General features: G+C 56.8%; 14 protein-coding genes. 8 read left to right on the top strand and 6 right to left on the bottom strand.

Annotated elements, in window-relative coordinates:
- The first annotated feature begins 11 nt into the window (after window positions 1-11).
- Window positions 12-620, top strand: coding sequence for a GNAT family N-acetyltransferase (locus DFG60_RS06070; protein ID WP_232818648.1), 609 nt, complete (start codon window positions 12-14; stop codon window positions 618-620).
- Between the two features lie 5 nt (window positions 621-625).
- The gene (locus tag DFG60_RS06065) at window positions 626-1,126 is read left to right on the top strand and encodes an NUDIX domain-containing protein (protein ID WP_114570848.1); all 501 of its coding nucleotides are present in this window, start codon (window positions 626-628) and stop codon (window positions 1,124-1,126) included.
- Between the two features lie 83 nt (window positions 1,127-1,209).
- On the opposite strand, the gene cls is transcribed toward DFG60_RS06065, so the two are convergent.
- Window positions 1,210-2,703, bottom strand: coding sequence for a cardiolipin synthase (gene cls, locus DFG60_RS06060; protein WP_232818647.1), 1,494 nt, complete (start codon window positions 2,701-2,703; stop codon window positions 1,210-1,212).
- 297 nt (window positions 2,704-3,000) lie between these two features.
- On the opposite strand from cls, the gene DFG60_RS06055 reads away from it, so the two are divergent.
- The 3 genes from DFG60_RS06055 (at window position 3,001) to DFG60_RS06045 (ending at window position 5,595) form a co-directional block, all read left to right on the top strand.
- Window positions 3,001-4,374 (top strand): phenylacetate--CoA ligase family protein, encoded by a 1,374-nt coding sequence (locus DFG60_RS06055; RefSeq protein ID WP_114570846.1) that lies wholly within the window; start codon window positions 3,001-3,003, stop codon window positions 4,372-4,374.
- A gap of 231 nt (window positions 4,375-4,605) precedes the next feature.
- Window positions 4,606-4,767: an HAD hydrolase-like protein gene (locus DFG60_RS13855; protein WP_114571019.1), complete on the top strand. Its 162-nt coding sequence runs from the start codon at window positions 4,606-4,608 to the stop codon at window positions 4,765-4,767.
- Between the two features lie 330 nt (window positions 4,768-5,097).
- Entirely contained in the window at window positions 5,098-5,595 is a 498-nt protein-coding gene (locus DFG60_RS06045; RefSeq protein WP_332871679.1) for a DUF2975 domain-containing protein, read from the top strand.
- An 89-nt stretch (window positions 5,596-5,684) separates the two neighbouring features.
- Here the strand turns inward: DFG60_RS06045 and DFG60_RS06040 are convergent, their stop codons facing one another.
- From DFG60_RS06040 to DFG60_RS06020, 5 genes are all read right to left on the bottom strand, one after another.
- A complete protein-coding gene (locus DFG60_RS06040) occupies window positions 5,685-6,743 on the bottom strand; it encodes an FAD-dependent oxidoreductase (protein WP_114570845.1) in 1,059 nt (352 codons plus the stop codon).
- A gap of 38 nt (window positions 6,744-6,781) precedes the next feature.
- Window positions 6,782-8,320: a GNAT family N-acetyltransferase gene (locus DFG60_RS06035; protein ID WP_114570844.1), complete on the bottom strand. Its 1,539-nt coding sequence runs from the start codon at window positions 8,318-8,320 to the stop codon at window positions 6,782-6,784.
- Complete coding sequence (locus DFG60_RS06030) at window positions 8,317-8,841, bottom strand: glycerol-3-phosphate acyltransferase (protein WP_114570843.1); 525 nt, start codon at window positions 8,839-8,841, stop codon at window positions 8,317-8,319. Before DFG60_RS06030 ends, DFG60_RS06035 begins: the two co-directional genes overlap by 4 nt.
- Before the next feature lie 105 nt (window positions 8,842-8,946).
- Entirely contained in the window at window positions 8,947-11,526 is a 2,580-nt protein-coding gene (locus tag DFG60_RS06025) for a DEAD/DEAH box helicase (RefSeq protein ID WP_198661557.1), read from the bottom strand.
- A 61-nt stretch (window positions 11,527-11,587) separates the two neighbouring features.
- A complete protein-coding gene (locus DFG60_RS06020) occupies window positions 11,588-12,628 on the bottom strand; it encodes a tyrosine-type recombinase/integrase (protein ID WP_114570841.1) in 1,041 nt (346 codons plus the stop codon).
- A 403-nt stretch (window positions 12,629-13,031) separates the two neighbouring features.
- Here DFG60_RS06020 and DFG60_RS06015 point away from each other — a divergent pair, with 403 nt between their 5' ends.
- The 3 genes from DFG60_RS06015 to parC all read left to right on the top strand — a co-directional run bounded on the left by DFG60_RS06015 (window position 13,032) and on the right by parC (window position 17,974).
- Complete coding sequence (locus DFG60_RS06015; protein ID WP_114570840.1) at window positions 13,032-13,433, top strand: CoA-binding protein; 402 nt, start codon at window positions 13,032-13,034, stop codon at window positions 13,431-13,433.
- Window positions 13,434-13,601: 168 nt separating this feature from the next.
- Window positions 13,602-15,563 carry a DNA topoisomerase IV subunit B gene (gene parE / locus DFG60_RS06010; RefSeq protein WP_114570839.1) on the top strand — a complete coding sequence of 654 codons (1,962 nt, stop codon included), beginning with the start codon at window positions 13,602-13,604 and terminating at the stop codon, window positions 15,561-15,563.
- Window positions 15,564-15,565: 2 nt separating this feature from the next.
- The gene (gene parC, locus DFG60_RS06005; RefSeq protein ID WP_114570838.1) at window positions 15,566-17,974 is read left to right on the top strand and encodes a DNA topoisomerase IV subunit A; all 2,409 of its coding nucleotides are present in this window, start codon (window positions 15,566-15,568) and stop codon (window positions 17,972-17,974) included.
- Window positions 17,975-18,041: the final 67 nt, after the last annotated feature.

Below are 18,041 nucleotides of genomic sequence, written 5' to 3'. Positions count from 1 at the left end.
GAATGGTGCTGATGCGTGCAATTCATTTCAAGCGGAGTAATGAATATGCCCTTCTTCGCCAGAGAGGAGTGTCGATCATCGAAATCTATGTCAGACCGTATCACATCGAGGATGCAGAGGCCTTGCTCGCATGTGCCGTCAAAAATAAAAGCCGCTGGGAAAGATGGATGCCGATCAAACCTGACGCTGAGAGTTACACGCTAGGTGGGCAACAAGCTCGGATACTGGAAATCATGGAACGCAGCAGCAAGGACGAACATCACGCCTTTGGCATCTTTCTGAAAGAGGATGACAGCCTGATTGGAGAGGTATCCGTCTCGTTCGTCATGCGTGGACCGGCAGAGACGTGCATGATCGGGTATCAGATCGACGCGGATCATGGAGGCCGGGGACTGATGGCGCAGGCGATCCGGCTCGTGCTGCAAATCCTGTTCGACGGGCTTGGTTTCCATCGCATTCGTGCCGAGGTGATGCCAGAAAACCTCCCGTCCGCCCGCGTCCTCGAAAAAATCGGGTTCGTCCGGGAGGGACTAGCGCGCAAGAGTCTCTATATCAATGGTGATTGGGAAGATTTCGTCCTGTTCGCCTTGCTGAAAGAAGAATATGAATGGAGAAGGTGAATTGAATGGGAATGTCTACTTACTATGAAGAACTGAGAAGAGACATCGGAACACGGCGGATTTTCTCGCCGTCGGTCGCCGCGATCATCAAGCGCGGGGACGACATACTCTTCCAGTACCCTGGCGGATCGTATTGGAGCCTGCCTGCCGGAGCCGTCGAGCTCGGGGAATCCCCTGCACAGGCAGTCGTCCGGGAAGTATATGAGGAAACGGGATTGATCGTCCGGCCTGTCGCACTGCTCGGTGTCTTCGGAGGGGAGGCCTACCGGCTGACCTATCCGGACGGCAACGAGGTCGAATACGTCGCCACCGTGTTCGGCTGCGAGGTCGTCTCGGGCGAGCTCGAGGCGATCGACGGGGAGTCGCTCGACTTACGTTACTTCCCGTCCGGTGAACGACCGCCACTCGCGCTTCCTTATCCAAGCGAACTGTTCGAGATGTGCTGGACCGACAAGACCGGATATTTCGATTGGAATGAGGAATGGCTGTCGGCGTTCAAGCGCTGACGACTTCACAGCGTTATAGTGCGTATATAGAAACACCGGATTACAGCCGTCCCGCTGGAATCCGGTGTTTTCTCTCGAGAGCGTCATAAAATCGGACTGAGAAGTCGCGCGATGCTCTCCTTGAAGCGAATCCAGTGCGGCCGAGACTCATATCGCTCAAGCGTCAGCAACTCGCAATCCGCAAGGTCTTTGCGGAATGCCTCCGTGACAGAACGTGCGACCTCAGCGTCGTAGACGAGGGCAGATATCTCGAAGTTCAGCCGAAAGCTGCGGGCGTCGATGTTCACCGTACCGATCGACGCGACCTCCTCATCGACTACGAGCGTCTTCGCATGCAAAAAGCCGCTCTCGTAAGTGTAGACGTTCGCGCCGTAGCGAACGAGTTCCGCCGCATTGGCGAAGGTCGCCCAGTAGACGAAGATATGGTCAGGCTTATTCGGGATCATCAGGTTGATCTCGACGCCGGACAAGAGGGCGATGCGACACGCATCGAGAAAGCTCGCGTCAGGGATGAAATAGGGTGACTGGATATAGATCGATGATTTCGCCGCGCTGATCATTTTGATCAGCATGTTCTTCGAATGCTCCGTCGATGAGTTCGGACCGGATGTCACGATCTGGACCGGGGTCAATGAACGCGTCCCCGGTGAGTGCCATTCGAACGCGGAACGGGACTCTATAACCTTTGTCGGGACGGACCGGTTCCAGTCGAGGAGAAAGCGTTCGAGCAGCTGATCGATGACCTCCCCCTCAAAGCGCAGATGCACGTCCCGCCAGTAACCGAACTTAGGGTCGGTCCCGAGGTATTCCGTCCCGACGTTGAAGCCGCCCACATATCCTATCGCTCCATCGATGATACAGAGCTTCCGGTGATTGCGGTTGTTGACGCGAAAATTGATGCCGAGCGTAGACGGGAAAAATGATTTGACCTCGCCGCCTGAAGCAGTGAATCGTGAGAAATCATACCGCGCGAGCCCTCGGGAGCCGACTGCATCATAGAGCAGCCGAACCTTAATCCCTTCATTCGCCTTCTCCGTCAGCTTGTCGACGAGCGCCGTACCGAGCGCATCATTCTGGAGAATGTAGTACTGGACGTTGATTTCTTTTTTGGCGTCACTTATATCCTGCATCAGCCGCTGGAACTTCTGTTCTCCGTCATGGATGACCGATGCTGCATTCTCGAACGAGACGAGAGCGTTCGTCGAAGTCAGATTCATCTTAAGCAACTGGCTGTATTTCTTCAGCAGGGGATGCGTCCCGAAGACGCCTGCCTTTCGCGCGACCAAGTCCTGCTGTATCGCGATCCGCGCAGAGTGAGCGGCGCGTTCCTCATCAAGAACGCGATAGAAGTTATCACTCTGCATCGAGCGGCCGAAGAACAGGTATATCAAGAAGCCGATCAATGGCAGGAACATCAAGACGAACAGCCATGCCCATGTCGTACCGATATCCCGCTTTTCGACGAAAATGATCGTCGCGGCAAGGATCAGGTTCAAGGCGAACAGGACGAATCCCGCGATCGTGACGATCGATTCGAGCGCAATCATCCGTTTCACACCCCCAGTTGTCAGATTCATCTCTTTTACCCGTTTTCCATGCCGGAATCACCTTGCGACTGAAGGATGGCTTCTCAAACTTCCTCGAAAGAACGGGTTCACTCGGCAAAGAGGAGACCGTCACAAAAGGACTTGAAACTCCGGTATCCGTATGCTCATCATTCCGCTGGTGTACCTGTGATGGTATTTTTTTGTGAATTTAATTGTTCAAATAGGAATTATTGGGTGCACATAGGGTATAGGATTGTATGGTTTTTCTCCGCTTGCAGCTCACACCGTCATCCTGTCCGTTCGACATCTCAGAAAGGTCGTGGCACCATGAAGCTCAAAGAGCGCATCTACTTCCGTTCTCCCCTCGTCGTTCAGCAATTATTGACAGTCCTCCAAGGTTATCTGTTCTACAAGCAACGGTACGGTCCCGTCTACGAGCAACGCTTCAACGAGCTGATCGAGAAAGAAGGGCGTACGGTCGACGTCGCTGCGGAACAGCTCGAAAGCCTGAATGAATTCCTCGCGTTCTGCAAAGAACATAGTGACTACTATAAGGAACTGTTCGATACACACCAGATCACACTCCCGCTGCCTGACCTTGACGCGCTTAAGAACATACCGATTCTCGAGAAGGAAACGCTTCGGGCAGAGAACGAGCGCGTCCACACCGACATCCATGCGCCGCTCCTCGCCAAAACCGGCGGGACGACGGGGACGTCCCTGCATGTCCACTATACGAAGGAGGACATGCAGCGCGGTATGGCCCATCTCGATTATTTCAAGTACAAGCATGGCGTTCGCAAGGGGATGCGCCGCGCCAGTTTCACAGGGCAGGTCCTGATCTCGAAAGGGCAGAAGAAGCCTGTCTACTGGCGAATGAATCCCTCCCTCAATCAGCTGCTCTTTACGATCAAGCAAATCAGTCCGCGGACGATTCCGTATTATATCGCCCGACTCAACGAGTTCAAGCCGGAATCAATCGACGGGATGCCTTCCGGGATGATCGAGGTCGCGCGCTATGCGAAACGCCATGGCATCAGGTTGACGATCCGTCCGCGGGCGATCTTTCCGACGGCCGAGATGATCACGGCAGAGGAACGGGCCTTACTGGAAGAGGTGTACCATGCTCCCGTCTTCGATCAATATGCCTCCTCGGAAGGTGCGCCGATCGTCGCCGAATGTCCATATCGCAGGAAACATCTCCATTACGAGATGGGTATCATCGAGGTGATCGAGGAGGGGGAAATCCTCGTGACGAGCTTCGATACGCACGGGACCCCGCTCGTCCGTTACCGGATCGGTGACCGGATGACGATGAGCAAAGAAACATTCTGCCCGTGTGGTCACCCGGGACCTATCGTCGAATCGATCGACGGAAGGGGACGCAGCTTCCTCTTGATGGAGGACGGGCACAAGGTATTCGAAGGAGAGCTTGCCGGCATCGTCCGCATCCTGCCGAACTGCATCGAACGGGTCCAATACATCCAGGAGCGCCAGAAGGAAGTGACGTTCCTGTACGTCCCTGACCAATCACGCTTCAAGCCCGAGCACGAGAAACAGTTACATTTCGTGTTGAGACGCCTGTTCGGACCGGAAATGAAAATCAATGCCCATCCTGTCGAGGTCATCCCGCAGGAGGCGAGCGGCAAGACGCTCTTGATCAAACAGAAGATTCCCCATGAGAAAGCGCGAGCGAATTGAACGGACTGACTTCAATCGGCCTGTCCGGCTCACCGGTTAGCGGCGTCCGCCTATATCAAGCAAGCCCGAATTCCAGCGATATTCCGCGGAAATCCGGGCTTTTTCTTCGTGATTTCTTTGTCATGATTCCGCGTCGCACTGAAGCCTCGCCACCTGAAGACTGTTTCTTAAATATGTGCACTTGGAATTCACCACTATTTCGACAGTATTCTCGTGTCTGAGTAGGAAGGGATCAAGAAACCTGATCCTCAGCTATTCGGACGAGTCCTCGAACGGCATGACGGTTCGGCTGCCGAAAGTATATACGTCGGTGACCCTCCGCATGATGATGTGGATGGTGCCAAACGTCTAGGTATGAAAAAAGAAGCGACATTGGAGAGACGCAGAGGCTGATGGTATCATCGAGGATCTAGCGGAATTGCCGTCACTTATCAGTGCGTTGTTCGAACAAGATTAGAGAACGGGGCCGCAAGCGAGTCGCTTTAGACCAATAACATGGCATGCCATCGGCCATCGAACCGCTCAATGGCAACTTCTTACTGAATGATCACATGAACCATCAAAACCGAGCCTGCCCACGACATGTGGGCAGGCATTCTTTAGAGGGAATGTTTTCATGACGAAGCGATTCGGGAACTAAAATGTTGTTTAATGATATTTATTTATTGATAAACGATAAATTACATGATAAATTAAAGACCACATCATCAATAATCGAAAGAGGTGGTCGATCTGAAATCTAAATCAATCTCTACCGTATACTTGAAGAGCGCTATCTCCCTGATCGCACTGGCGTTGCTTGTGACGTGTGTATATTGGTTGCCTCTGACCGTGATTCAGGATGCGAAAGACCATCCAGACACGGCCGCCTTCCTCTTCCCATTCCTTATATGGGCATATGGCTTGTGCCTCACTGTTTCAGTCGCCTTGTATCACATCTTCAGGCTACTGACTCACATCGAGCGAAACGCCGCCTTCTCAACATCTGCCTTCACTTCGTTGCAGGTCATTAAACGATGCACGTTTGCAGCAATCTTTTTCCTGTTGCTAGGGATCGGGACCTTGCGGGTGATGGCCGGCAGGACTGGAGATGATGCGGCAGGACCAATCGCATTAAGTCTGATCGCCATCATAGCGACGACCCTCATTTCAGCCGTCGTCGATACCCTTCAAAAGCCTTTGGTTCACGCCTTGAACAACAAGTCGGAAGATGGAGGATGAGGGGCTTGAAAGGCACGCCGTGAGAAGTAGGCCGTATTTGAACGCAGAAACAGGGAACCCCGCCAAATCGGCTGAAGGGTTCCCTGTTTCTATGTCCGATACTTCTGCATGAAACGATGGTCGATCCGGTGTTTGAGTAGCCAGGCAATCCGTGAAAAACGGACGAACTTTCCGTAGAGCAGCAGACCTCGCCGCCTTCCCATCGACAGAATCGTCAAATAATATCGTTGCGGCCGATACGCTAACATCAGGTCATCCTCGAGATAGGCGACGAGGTTCCGGAACAAGACCGGTCCTTGTCTGACGGCCGTGACGCCATTTTTCGGCGTACTCGGATGAGAGGCGAGCGTGGCGCTGTCACCTGCACCGAACAGGGAAGGAGAGCTGAGCGACTGGAGTGTGTCCATGACGAGCAGGAATCCCGAATCATCGGTCCAGAGGGACGAATCCTTGAACAGGGGTGGAGCAGTCGCCCCGCCCAGGAACAGGAGCGCATCGCAGGTGATCCCGTTGCCACTTTCAAGCAACAGCTCCTCCGGCAGTGCAGCGACGAGGCGATCGTGAATTGTCATGACACCGAGCTCGCGCAGCCGCTCCTCGGCAAGCCGGGTCGCCTCGATCCCGTTCACCTTCAGGAGCGGTCCGTCATGGACGAGCGTCAGCCGCATGCCGCGCGCAGCGAACGATGCCGCCATCTCGACCGCCGCGGCACCTGAACCGACGATGACCGGATTCGAAGCCGTGCTGAACCGTTTGATCCGTTCCTCTGCCTGGTAGTTCGGCTTGATCGATAACTGATGCGCGAACACGCCGTCGATCGCTGGTGTGTCAAGCGAACCGAGATTGAACGAGATGGCATCATATGGGACGATCCGGTCCGACGCACAAACAAGTTCCTTCTTCTTGAGGTCGACGCTGACTGCCGTATCCTCGATGAATTCGACACCTGACGCGGCACAGAGCTTCCTGACGTCAATCCGGATGTCTTCAGAATCGTAAATGCCTTCCGCGAATCCGGAGAACATTCCCGAATAATATTGATGGCGCGATGCCGTCACGACGAGCCACTTCACGGAAGGAATGCTTTCCGCATGACGGATGCAGTGTAGATGGGCGTGTCCTGCCCCGACGAGTACGATGGTTTTCATTCAATGCCCTTCCTTTCCAGTCCTCCTCCTTTACCCGCTCACGATTCGATCGATGCAGACCGATTTGCCAGCATGCCGATTCGATGGGCGAGTTCGCGGCATTGCCGCTCGGTCGTATGGCCCATCGTCGAGACTTGGAGCCAGTTCCGTTCTGCCAAATATTCGCTTTCGAACTGGACGGAAAAGCCGTTCGCCTTGAGCTGCCGCGCGATCTCGGTGGCGTCTTCGAATACGAGCGTCAGGATTCCGCGCGCCTGGCTATCCGGTTCAGCAAGAGGCGTGATGCCGTGACCGGCGAGCACGTCGATTAGAATGTCCATCTTTCGTCCGGCCGATTCCAAGTCGAGTACATCGATCGCCGCAAGACAAGCGCGAACCAGATTCGACGAATGCGAGAACGCGACGTAGTCCTGATAGAGTGACAAGTCGAGATAACGCGGCATGTCGGGCGTCGCGAGCGGTGCTTCGCTCATTGCGACGAAGGCAAGACCCGTCAGACCACCGAGCGCCTTGCCGGAGACGAAGCTGACGTAATCACACCGGCTGAAGTCGTAAGGTGCCGTCCCGACGGAGCTGATCGCGTCGAGCGCCAGCATGCAGGAGTACTTGTTGCACAGACGCGAGACGGTATCGATGTCATGCAGGACACCGGTCGATGTCTCGCAGTGGACGAGCCAGATCCAATCCGGTCTGATTCGTTCGAATCCATCCGTCAGCCGCTCGATGTCGAGCGACCGTCCTTCCGCCTGCTCGAACCGGTCGAATGAAAGTCCTGCCCGCAGCGCATGATCCGCGAGTCGCCTGCCGAACTGACCACTGTCGACGATAAGCCCTCGTCCGCCGCGATTCCTCAGCTGGGCAGCTACGGCGTCGTTCGCGAGCGTTCCGCTTCCGAGGAGTGTCGCAAGATGCGGCAGATTGACGAGCGCACGTAACTTATCCGCGAGTTGCCGCATCAGATTGACCATTTCCTGCGAGCGGTGCGGGACAGGTTCGAGCGCAGCCGCCTTCAGCACATTCGGATGGACCGAGACCGGACCGGCAAGGAACGTCACGGGACGAAGCGTCGCAGCGAGCGGGGAGGCGAGGTGATCCTCCCGCGTCAGACGCATCGGCAGGAACATCGCTTCAGCCGTTCCCACCGCCGGCGCGAACACCCGAAATCCGAATCGGCCATATAATCTTTCCTCGCGTGTCGTCCCGCTGATATAGGCGACATCATGGCCTGTTTCCTCCAAATGGTTCATCATGTAGCGCATCAGCCCGAGGAACGTCCGGCTGTTCCGGTGCTCGGGTCGCACCGTCAAGAGGCGGACCTCGACAGGCCGGCCCGCATCCTTCGGCAGAGTGATCCCTTTCTGTTCGAGCGAGAAGGGGCGGGCGTCGCGGAGCGCGAGCATGGCGACGATTTTTCCGTTCTCCTTACCGACCAGGTACGTGTTCTCATCGTGGAACTTATCGACGAGCCGTCGCTCCTCGTTCGGCGGGTGTTGCGGGATCTCTTCTGCGAACGCCTCGTAGTTAAGCTGATGGATCGCTTCATCGTCTTCCTTCGTCGCGATGGCATAATGGATCATTCCGTTGCTCCTTTCTTCTTGAAGTGGGCATAGAGGACAAGCGCTGCAATTCCGGTTGCCGAGGCGATACTCAGCATTCCTGACCCGGTCGCAAGGAGCGGCAGGCACAGAACCGGCACCATCCCGGCCCGCACACTGTCGCGAAGGACGAGATAGGACAATCCGAGCAGCACGAGACCGGCTATGTAATAGAGGGGGGAGACGGCGAGCACGATGCCGGAGAAGACGGCGTAGCCCTTCCCGCCATGCCTCAGATGGAAGAGGGGGTAAAGATGACCGAGCGTCAGGCAAAGGGCGGCCTGCCAGAACCATTCCGCCGGCACGATCGACAGGATGAGCAGCGTCTTCGCGAGATCAATTCCATAGACGAACAAGAAGGCGGGGATCCCTCCCGTCCTGAGGGCGTTCCGTGCACCGACGTTGCCCGATCCGCTCGTAGCGAGATCACGGCGCGACCATTTCTTATAGATCGTTCCTCCGAGAATGCTTCCACCTAGATAAGCAATCATCAGCCATTCCACCGCATCACCTCATCTCTCTTTATTTCCTTTGCTCCATACTTCAAGATGAGACGCCCGTCTTCCTGCAAACAAAAGAAGGTGCGTCGGATAACGCACCTTCTCCTTTCACCGAAGCAGTCCGACCCAGTCCGAAAATATGAAATCGTCCCGATCGAAATCGATGACCTCACGGATCAATCGTTCCTTGTCTCGCTGCAGTTCATCGATTTTCTCTTCGATCGTCCCGCTCGCGATCATCCTGACGACCTCGACCTCTCTCGTCTGCCCCATCCGATGCGCCCGGCTGCTCGCCTGGTCCTCGACGGCAGGGTTCCACCAAAGATCATAGAGGATGACCGTGTCCGCGCCGGTCAAGTTAAGCCCGACCCCGCCTGCTTTCAAGGAAATCAGGAAGACAGGCACTTCCCCGGCGTTGAAACGTTCGCACAACCCGATCCTCTCTTCGATCGGCGTCTCTCCGCTCAAATAGACGTGATCCGCTACCTGGAGGAGGGATTCGCTGATCAGGCCGAGCATTCGCGTGAACTGGGAGAAGATGAGGATCCGTCTCCCTGATGCGACACGGTCCCGGACGAGCTCCTTCAGCTGATCGAGTTTCGCGGACCCTCCCTCGTAACCTTCGACGAACAGGGCGGGGTGGCAGCAGATCTGCCTGAGACGTGTCATGCCGGCAAGCAGCTTGATCCGGTCCTGTGGTTTCGTTTCGTCGAGATGGCGCAATGTCTCGAGCTGTAGCTTCGCGAGGTAGGCGGCATAGACTTTCTTTTGTTCCGGCAGCAGTTCCGAGCGCAGGACGACGCTCGACTTGCGCGGCAGTTCCGCGAGTACATCCTGCTTCACCCGCCTCAGCACGAACGGTTCGACGAGCCTTGCGACAGTCGTACGGGACAGTTCCTGGAAGGCCAGGCGGTCCGGCAGAAAACCGGGTGAGACGACCTGGAAAATCGCCCAGAGGTCCATCAATTTGTTTTCGATCGGCGTCCCGGTCAGAGCGAAGCGATGTTTCGCGCGCAGCTTTCTAAGCGCACGGGCCGTCTGCGTGTCCGGGTTCTTGAACTGCTGCGCCTCGTCGAAGATGACATTCTTGAGCGGCGGATAATAGGAGATATCACTTCGCATCATCGTATAGGATGTCAGAATCACGTCGTAGTCCTTCGCGCGGGCGATGGCTTTGAGACGCTGTTCCCGGTTTCCGACCACGATGAGGACGGACAACCGTGGGGCGAACGCCTTCAGCTCACTTTCCCAGTTATAGATGAGTGAAGCGGGGGCGACGACGCAGGACGTTTCACCGGCCTCTTCTGACGCGAGATAGGCGATTGCCTGAACCGTTTTGCCGAGCCCCATTTCGTCAGCGAGAATCCCTCCTGCACCGATTTCCGACAGTCTAAGCATCCAGGCGACACCTTGCTCCTGATACGGCAAGAGTTCCCGGACGAGCGGGTTGCGCTCAAGCGACAGGTCCTTCATTTGCACGAGAGCATCGAATATGTCCTTGTCCTTCAACCTGTCCGTCAGATGAAGGTTCGGCAGTGCTGCAGTACGGATCTTCCCTCCGTTCTGTTCATCGACGCCGCGCAGGCGGCGCAACAAGGCGGAAGCGTCATTGAATTTCGCCAGTGGAAGCAGGCGGCCGTCACGCAGGCGGTGATAGACCTTTCGCTGCCGCAAACTTTCGAGCACGCCTTTGATCTCGATTTCAGGTATGCCGGTCATCGCAAAATCGAAGACGAGCCAGTCGAGCCGATCGTCAATTTCGACCTTGATGTCGATCGCCTGATCCGTGACGAGAGTCCCCCGGATCGCTTCCGTCACGTGCAGTTCAGCGTATCGACCGAATCGGATCCTGTCGTCGAGCATGCTCGTCAGGAAGTCGAACTCCCGTTCCGCATCCTCGAGGATGAAGCGATCCGCGACTTGCCGGAAACCACTCTCCTTCAGGTAGCCAATCATGGCCTGCTCACTCGTCCTGTCCCTGCCGATGTAGCGGGAAGTCTCTCCCGGCCGTACGACGATTCTTCCGTAGGCGAAGGCGAGCCGGACTTCGAGTCTCCCTTGGCGGTCGAGATAGATTCGGCCGATGAACGGCTCCTTGATGAGACGCAGATCGACCGCCTCGGATATCACGACGACCCCCGATTGTTCAAGCGTGGGGCGGGCGGCAAGAAACCGTTCCATCGTCTTGACTGAAATATGGAGCTTGCCTGCGACCGTCAGACGCTCGATCACTTCCGGAAGCCGGACCGCCTTCACTTCAAGCAGAAAACCGCTCTCCGTCGCGTCAAAATGAAAGGACAAGCCGGCCGACCGGATCGGCAGGAGCCGCAGGAATTCCCGCGCGAAGTCGTCGTCACGCGGTGATCGCGTGACGGGGGAGGGGAACACCTCTCGTCGCCTTCCGTTCACCTGCACGTCATGCATCGCGATCAGCGTCGCAGCGACGTGCGAACAGAAGAGTTGGAAGGACCCGAGCTGCGGGCACGTGCAGGATGCCTGAACGAATCCCTTCCGATCGATTTTCACTCGGACGAGGAAGTCGTGCTCTCCTGTGATTTCGGCAAGCGCGCCGTCAGGTTCCTGCTCCTTGAAGTGGACACCCCGCTTCTCGAATGTCCTCTTGCCTCGGCGGAAGGCGACGAGTCCGCAGATATCCTTGATTTTTTTATGGTTGAGCGCGTAGTTCATCGGCTCCCTCCTTAATTTCAAGAAATGATTCATGTCCACCCAATGGGTTTACATAATGTTGTTATCGTCCATCATCAAACAGTTCGATGGCCCGTTTTTTCTCCTGGTCACCGATATGCGCGTACACTTGCGTCGTCGCGACGGATTCGTGACCGAGTAATTGTTGGATCGTCAGCACGTCGATCCCGCCGGTCGCAAGCCGCGTCGCGAACGTATGGCGCAACTTGTGCGGCGTGATCTTCTTCCGGTCGAGGAAGGGGAGGAGCGGCCGCAACCGGTCCGTATGCCGCTTCAAGATATGCTGGACGGCGCGCGGGCTGAGCGGACGGCCGTTCTTCTCGAAGACCGGGTCCGTCCCGCGCATCGCGAGACCGTAATGGACGGCATATTTCCGGAGTGCGACCTTCGCCGGCAGCGCGAGCGGGATATGTCGCTCCTTGTTGCCTTTGCCGATGACGTGGATCCGTCCTTCATGGAAGTCGATGTCGTTCCAGACGAGGTTCGTCATCTCCTGAAGGCGCATCCCGCTGTAGCCGAGCAATTGGAACAGCGTCACGTCGCGGACGCGGTCCCGTTCGTAGTGCGATGCCTCGCGCGCGTTCATCTCGACGTTCGACGGCAACAGCTGGATCAATTCCTCCCACTCGCGCTTCGTCAGATAGACCGGTTCCCGTTTCGCCTGCTTCGGCCGGTCGACCTTCGCGACCGGATTCTCTTGCACCTGTCCCGTGTCGACGAGGTGCCGGAACAGCGACTGCAACGCGGACAGCTTCCGGTTGATGACGCTCGGCGCGTTCTCCCGCGTCAGCGCGAGGTATTCCGCATAGGCCGAGACCCCTTCCGCATCGACATCACGGAAGGCTTCGAGCGTGATGTCTGCCGGGTCGATCACTTCCCCGGATGCTTCCTTCACGAAATCGAAAAAGGCAAGGTAGTCATATATGTAACGCTTCATCGTCGCCTTCGAGAAATGTTTTGCCGCGAGATGATCGATATACCCTTGGATGAAACGGGGCATTTTGTGATAGCCGGGAATATCCGTGAATTGGCGGCGTTCGGTCACCTTTTCAGTTGTTTTCCCGAGGTTTTTGAACAAACTCATGTCGTTATCCCTCCTCTACACTAGTATAACAAATGGCTACACGGCGTAGTTGTTTTTGCGTGAAATTATCATTTCACGCAAACATAAATTGTCAGACAGAGGCCTCTCAGTTGCATCGACAATCGACAGGACGGGTAGTATTCCATCTCACTGCAACAGAACGGGAATCGATAAATCGGGTCTACAATACAATAATAAAATTATGTAAACTTGGTCTGTTTTTTCGAATTCGCTCTCAGTTGCATCGACAGCGTACAAGGTGGGTGACCGGTCGTCTGGATGCACGTGAACGCAAAATCATGAAAATCGCTTCTTTTGCCGTGTTCCGGCATTCCCTTCCGTTGAAACGGGTAAATACATTCAGTCAGCAACTATATTCCAATCAGGAACAAGGGGGCATTCCATGTTATCGAACCAGGAAGCAAGAACAGCCTTGAAGGCGGCGAAGCGGATCGCGCTCGTCGGGATTTCGCACAATGCTGGTAAGACGGCGAACCAGATTGCGGATTACCTCGTCGAGAGCGGATATGAGGTCATACCGGTCAATCCGTTGCTCGACGAATGGAAGGGGCGAGAAGTCTATCCGGACGTCGCGAGCATCCCGGGTCACATCGACATCGTCAATGTCTTCCGTCGTCCGCAATATCTGCCGGGCGTCGCAGAGGATGCCGTACGCCACGGGGACGTCGGCATGATCTGGAACCAACTCGGACTGATCAGCCGGGAGGCTTCTAAAACCGCGGATGCCGCGAACATCGCTTACGTCGAGGACCGGTGCATCATGGTCGAGCACCGTTACACTTGAAAATGAGGGGAATCAAAAAGGCATTCGGCCCTTCTGGTCGAATGCCTTTTTTTGGCGCCTTTCATGCACACTATTGCTAATTTCACTCAGGATGCCTACAATAGGAGACAGACTACGCGAAAAAACGAACGGATGTTTGTTTTAATCGCGATTTTTGAGGTGAAGGACATGGCGACAGACTTATACAACTACAATGAAGATGCCATCCAGGTGCTCGAAGGACTCGAAGCAGTCCGGAAACGCCCGGGGATGTACATCGGCTCGACGGATCACCGCGGCCTGCATCACCTGGTATATGAGATCGTCGACAATGCGATCGACGAGGCGCTCGCCGGGTTCGGCGAACAGATCGACGTCATCATCCATAAGGACAATGCCATCACGGTACGCGACCACGGACGCGGGATGCCGACCGGGCTCCACGCTTCCGGCAAACCGACGCCGGAGGTCATCTTCACCGTGCTCCACGCAGGCGGTAAGTTCGGCCAAGGCGGATACAAGACGTCCGGCGGTTTGCACGGCGTCGGGGCCTCGGTCGTCAACGCCCTGTCGACGGAGCTCATCGTGACGATCTACCGGAACGGCAAGCAGTACGAGCAACGGTTCGAGAACGGCGGTGTCCCGAAGACGACACTCGTCGAGACGGGAAATACGCGCCAGAGCGGGACGAGCGTCCGCTTCAAGCCGGACGGTTCGATTTTCAGCACGTTGACGTATAACTACGACACGCTTGCAGAACGGCTGCGCGAATCGGCGTTCCTCCTCAAAGGGCTCCGCATCACACTGACGGACGAACGATCGGATAAGAGCGAGACGTTCGAGTACGAGGAAGGTGTCAGCGAGTTCGTCGCCTATCTGAACGATGACAAAGATACGCTTCACCCGACGGTAGCCTTCGAAGGGACGGAGAACGAGATCGAGGTCGACATCGCCTTCCAGTTCACGGATGCCTATTCGGAGAACGTCCTTTCGTTCGTCAACAACGTCCGGACGCGCGACGGCGGTACACATGAAGTCGGCGCGAAGACTGCGATGACCCGGATCATGAACGAGTATGCGCGAAAGAACGCCCTGCTCAAGGAGAAGGATAAGAACCTCGACGGGAATGACATCCGAGAGGGACTGACGATGATCGTCTCCGTCCGCATACCGGAGGAGTTCCTCCAGTTCGAAGGGCAGACGAAGTCGAAGCTCGGTTCACCGGAAGCCCGGACGAGCGCGGACTCCGTCGTCTCGAACAAGTTGTCGACGTATCTCGAGGAGAACCCGCAGACGGCGACACTCCTCATCAAGAAGGCGATCCGTGCCTCACAGGCCCGGGAAGCGGCGCGCAAGGCGCGCGAAGAAGCCCGGAATGGCAAGAAGAAGAAACGATCGAGCATCTTGAACGGGAAGCTGACGCCTGCCGCCTCGAAAAACGCGGACAAGAATGAACTGTTCCTCGTCGAGGGTGATTCCGCAGGCGGTTCAGCGAAGCAGGGCCGCAACCGGACGTTCCAGGCGATCCTGCCGCTCCGCGGTAAGGTGCTCAACACCGAGAAGGCGAAGCTCGCAGACATCATGAAGAACGAAGAGATCAATATGATCATCCACGCGATCGGCGCAGGCGTCGGGGCTGACTTCACAGTCGAGGACTGTAATTTCGACAAGGTCATCATCATGACCGATGCCGATACCGACGGCGCCCATATCCAAGTGTTGCTCCTGACGTTCTTCTTCCGCTACATGCGCCCGCTGATCGACGCAGGCAAGGTGTTCGTCGCCCTGCCGCCGCTCTACCGCGTCTCAAAGGGCAAAGGCAAGTCGGAGAAGTTCGAATACGTCTGGGACGAGGAGACGCTCTCGAAAGTGACGAAGAAGTTCGGCAAGGGCTATATGATCCAGCGCTACAAAGGACTCGGTGAGATGAATGCACCACAGCTCTGGGAGACGACGATGGATCCGGATACCCGGACGTTGATTCGCGTCACGATCGAGGACGCGGCGATCGCGGACAAGCGCGTCGCCGTCCTGATGGGGGACAACGTCGCCCATCGCCGGAGCTGGATCGAGGACAACGTCGCCTTCGGACTCGCAGAAGACCTCTCGATCATCGAGAATGAGCACGTGACGAAAGAGGAAGTGAACTGAGCATGTCAAAATTACAGAACATCTTGAACTTGTCGCTCGAACAGGTCGTCGGCGACCGGTTCGGCCGCTATTCGAAATATATCATCCAGGACCGGGCACTCCCGGACGCGCGTGACGGCCTGAAGCCCGTCCAGCGCCGTATCCTGTATGCGATGCATACGGAAGGCAACCTGTTCGACCGTGCTTACCGGAAGTCGGCCAAGACGGTCGGCGTCGTCATCGGCAATTATCATCCGCACGGCGACTCGTCCGTCTACGAGGCGATGGTACGTCTCAGCCAGGAGTGGAAGCTCCGCTACCCGCTCGTCGACATGCAGGGGAACAACGGATCGATCGACGGTGATTCGGCCGCTGCGATGCGGTATACGGAGGCACGCCTGTCGAAGGTGTCCGGCTTGATCCTCGACGCGATCAATAAGCAGACGGTCGACTACACGCTCAACTTCGACGATACGACGGAGGAACCACTCGTCCTCCCTACGCTCCTGCCGAACCTGCTCATGAACGGTTCGACCGGGATCTCTGCCGGCTATGCGACGGAAATCCCGCCGCATAACGCTGCGGAAGTGCTCGACGCGGCGATCGGCCGCATCTCAGGTAATGTCGAGTCGATCGACGACCTGCTGCTCCACATGAAGGGCCCAGACTTCCCGACCGGCGGCATCGTCCAAGGAGAGGAAGGGATTCGCAAGGCGTTCGCGACAGGACGCGGCAAGGTCATCATCCGCTCACGCTCGACGATCGAGACGCTTCGCGGGGGCAAGCAACAGATCGTCATCACGGAACTCCCGTATGAGGTCAACAAGGCGAACCTCGTCAAGCGGATGGAAGAGCTCCGGCTCGACCGGAAAGTCGAAGGCGTCGCCGAAGTCCGTGACGAGACGGACCGTGACGGCCTGCGCGTCGTCATCGAGCTGAAGAAGGAGGCGGACGCGGAAGGCGTGCTCCACTTCTATCTGAAGCAGACCGACCTCCAAGTCGCCTATAACTACAACATGGTCGCGATCCACGAGCGGACGCCGCGCCAGATGGGCGTCCTCGCCTTGCTTGACGCTTATCTCGCCCACGTCAAGGACGTCGTCATCCGGCGGACGAACTTCGACCTCGACTACGCGAAGAAGCGCCAGGAAGTCGTCTCGGCCTTGACTGCAGCGATCTCCGTCCTCGACGAGACGCTCGAGCTGATCCGCTCGGCGAACAACAAGGCGGACGCGAAACAGAAGCTGATCGAACGCTTCAAGTTCTCGGACCGCCAGGCCGAAGCCGTCGTCATGCTCCAGCTCTATCGCCTGACGAACACGGATATCGTCGAACTCCAGGAAGAAGCGGCTCGCCTCGAGAAGGAGGTCGCCCGTCTCGAGAAGATCCTCGGAGACGAGAAGACGCGGAACCGTCTCATCATCAAAGAATTGACGACGCTCAAGGAGCAGGTCGCGGACGCACGCCGGACGACGATCCAAGCGGAGGTCGAAGAAATCAAGCTCAAGACCGAGGTGATGATCGCCGTCGAGGAGACGATGCTGTTCGTCTCGAAGAACGGCTATGTCAAACGTGCCTCCCTCCGCTCGTTCGGCGCGTCGCAAAACGAGATGCCGGAGATGAAGGAAGGCGATCGCCCGCTGCATGTCGGCCAAGCGATGACGACGGACCATCTGATCGTCTGGACGACAGGCGGGAACTACCTGCTGATCCCAATCCACCAGTTGCCTGATACGCGCTGGAAGGAGACGGGACAGCACGTCGCGAACCTCGTCCCGCTCGAGCCGAACGAACGTATCCTCAGCGTCGACGTCGTACGCGACTTCACGGAAGATGCGTACTGCCTGTTCGTCACGCGTCAAGGGATGGTCAAACGCTCGAAGCTCGCGGACTACAATGCCCAGCGTAAGTCGAAGCCGCTCCAGGGCGTACGCCTGAAGGACGGGGACGATGTCCTCCTAGCTCGTGTCACGGACGGGCAGCAGCAGCTGTTCCTCGCGACGAAGAATGGGTTCGGACTCTGGTTCACGGAAGAGGACGTCCCGGTCGTCGGCATCCGGGCAGCCGGTGTCAAGGCGATCAACCTGAAGGACGCGGACGCTGTCGCAGGCGCCGTCTCGTTCACCGGATCACCGAACGTCGCGCTCGTCACGCAGCGGGGTGCCGTCAAGAAGATGCGCCTCGCGGACCAGTTCACGGTTGCGAACCGTGCGCTGCGCGGCCTCCAGCTCCTGCGTGACCTCAAGTCGAAGCCGCACCAGGTCGCAGCCTTGATCGACGTCACGCAGGCGTCTGAGATGACACTCGTCGGCAAGAACCAGACGAAGACCGTGCAAGTGTCCTCGCTCTCGTTCCTCGATCGGCTCTCGAACGGGTCGTTCGTCTATGACGAAGAGAAGTTCGGGACGCTCGTCGATCTCTATATCAACTGATTCATTCGGGACATCCTTCGGGGTGTCCCTTTTCTTTGTGAGATATGTAACAGACAGTGCCCTCCCC

The sequence above is a fragment of the Exiguobacterium flavidum genome (assembly GCF_003344535.1).
In the GTDB taxonomy this organism is placed as follows: domain Bacteria; phylum Bacillota; class Bacilli; order Exiguobacteriales; family Exiguobacteriaceae; genus Exiguobacterium_A; species Exiguobacterium_A flavidum.
This window is presented reverse-complemented; position numbering and strand designations above follow the sequence as displayed.